This is a genomic window from Mesorhizobium sp. M4A.F.Ca.ET.050.02.1.1 (assembly GCF_003997725.1).
Taxonomy (GTDB): domain Bacteria; phylum Pseudomonadota; class Alphaproteobacteria; order Rhizobiales; family Rhizobiaceae; genus Mesorhizobium.
This window is the reverse complement of record NZ_RZSG01000989.1, coordinates 1-1947: the sequence shown is the minus strand read 5'-3', so window position 1 is coordinate 1947 and position 1947 is coordinate 1. Positions and strand designations below refer to the sequence as shown.

The 1947-nt window shown below is 64.7% G+C and carries 3 protein-coding genes; all 3 read left to right on the top strand.

All coding sequences use genetic code 11. The features are described 5' to 3' along the window. Positions 1–385 precede the first annotated feature (385 nt). Positions 386–892, top strand: coding sequence for a hypothetical protein (locus EOA33_RS34045; protein ID WP_245455496.1), 507 nt, complete (start codon positions 386–388; stop codon positions 890–892). A 122-nt stretch (positions 893–1014) separates the two neighbouring features. Further along, a complete protein-coding gene (locus EOA33_RS34040) occupies positions 1015–1284 on the top strand; it encodes a hypothetical protein (RefSeq protein ID WP_127407604.1) in 270 nt (89 codons plus the stop codon). A 33-nt stretch (positions 1285–1317) separates the two neighbouring features. Next, a partial coding sequence (locus tag EOA33_RS34035; protein WP_127407603.1) for a hypothetical protein occupies positions 1318–1947 on the top strand: 630 nt, incomplete at its 3' end.

Genomic DNA, 1947 nt, shown 5'->3' with positions numbered 1-1947 from the left:
GCCTTCGAAGACGCCGATGGCGCTTACGACGTCGTGTCCGTCGTCAGCGGTGATGATGGTGGCATAGCGGGGCATGGGCGGGCTCACGGGTGATCTGGGATGGGCTCGAGAAGCGGCCTACCGGGAACGCGGCGTTGCTTCGCGCCCCTCTCTGGCCTGCCGGCGTCGAGAAGTGATCGAGGAGGCGCTGCGCTCGAAGGCATCCAGAAAAACAAGACCCGCCCTCGGCGGGCGGGTCGTCGGCGCAAATCAGCACCATGGACAAAACAGTAGCATAGCTGCCGTCACCCGGCAAGGAAAATTTTCCTAGAAGGCTTGCTCGCCGCATCCCACTGGGAACTATGGCCTGTCGGGATCGTTGGCGTACATCGAAGAGGAGAAAACCATGGCCGAGAACGAGAGCAGCCAGGGCAACAGCTCAGCCCAGCCGAGCAACGGCAATGCAAAAAGCCAGAGCAACCCGGCGCGCAGTCGTGCCGCGGCACGCAGCAGCACGACACGCAGCAGCTCTTCAAGCGCTTCCGAAGCGGCGCTGAAGAAGCAGATCGCGGAGCTGCGGCGCGAGGTCAGCAGGCTCAACCGCGCGTTGGCCGAACAGGCGGAGGACGTCGTCGAGACGGGGCATGGCTGGTACGACAGTGCCGCCGACCGAGCCTCCGGCTGGTACGATAGTGCAGCCGAGGGGGCATCTCGCGCCGCACAGCAGCTTCGCAGCCAGGCACAGACTGTGCGCGGCCAGGCGCAGAGCGTGTCGGAAACGGTCCGGCAGAACCCCGGCACGATCTCGACGGCACTGACGCTGGGCGGGCTTATCGGCGTGCTGATCGGCCTGGCAATCGCCAGGAGCGTCGAGCCGCAGCCCGACTGGTTCCACCGCCACTGGAAAAGCTGACAGCTTCTGCCGGCAGAAGGACGCATGACAGGAAGCCCGGGCGGCCGCCCGGGCTTTTCGCACGGGCTGGTCATTAACCAGACCTTATGGAATCATTCCGTTGGGGAATCGCGGAGAGCGGCATGGACAAACCTGCCATGGCATCCGTCTTTCGGATGCGGCATTTGCCAGCAACCATTTCAGGCGTTCGCAGCCTTGGCAGGGGTCAGGCGGATCCGATCTTCCACTCCAGGCCACTCGGCGAAGCGATCCGCTTCATTGTCCAGACCGATGGCCAATACGACCTAAGCGCCGTCGCCATCTTCTACGGCGACCGCTCGACGCCACCGCTAGGCGGCCGCGAGGTCAAGGCGCTCTGGCAGGAGTACGGCCAACGCTGGATGGAGCTGTAGGCGCGATCAATCTTTGCGTCCATGCACAGGCAAATGACAGAACCGCCGGAGCTCCAGCGCCTGATCGACGACTGCTACGATGCGTTTGCGCCCTGCCCGCCGCCGCGTGTGCTGCGCGCCTCGCCGCTGCGCGATCCGGTGGCGATCCTGAAGACGCTCACCTCGGCGCCGTTGCGCGAGTTGACCGGCGAGCAGATCGGGCCCTATGCCGGCTGGGCGATCACCACGGTTGGCGACGTTGCCGACTATAAGCACTTCCTGCCGCGGATACTCGAGTTGGCTGTCTTCGACCAGCGATGGCACGGCCTCGATCCGCCGATCATCGCCAGCAAATTGAGCCGTGGCGGGTGGCGGACGTGGCCGCGGGACGAACGAGCGGCGGTGCAGGCGCTTTTTGCTGGTGCCTGGCGTCATGGTTTTGAGCAGCATCCCGACGATGGCGACCCGACGGGTTGGCTGTGTGGAATCGCAATCGCCGGCGGCGACCTCGACGCGACGCTGGAAGCATGGCTTTCCTCGACCTCGGCCAATGCCGCGCTGCACTTGGCGGAGTTCTTTGGGAGCGATGCCGAGCGGCTCATCAAGGAAAAGGCCAATCGGAATTTCTGGAACGACGCCGGCGACGACACGATCGAAAAGATGCGGCGCTGGCTGCTCAGCGAG

Excerpts from the sequence above, each read along its gene's own strand:
- EOA33_RS34045 (WP_245455496.1), top strand. The coding sequence starts at position 386 with ATGGCCGAGAACGAGAGCAGCCAGGGCAACAGCTCAGCCCAGCCGAGC.
- EOA33_RS34040 (WP_127407604.1), top strand. The coding sequence starts at position 1,015 with ATGGACAAACCTGCCATGGCATCCGTCTTTCGGATGCGGCATTTGCCA.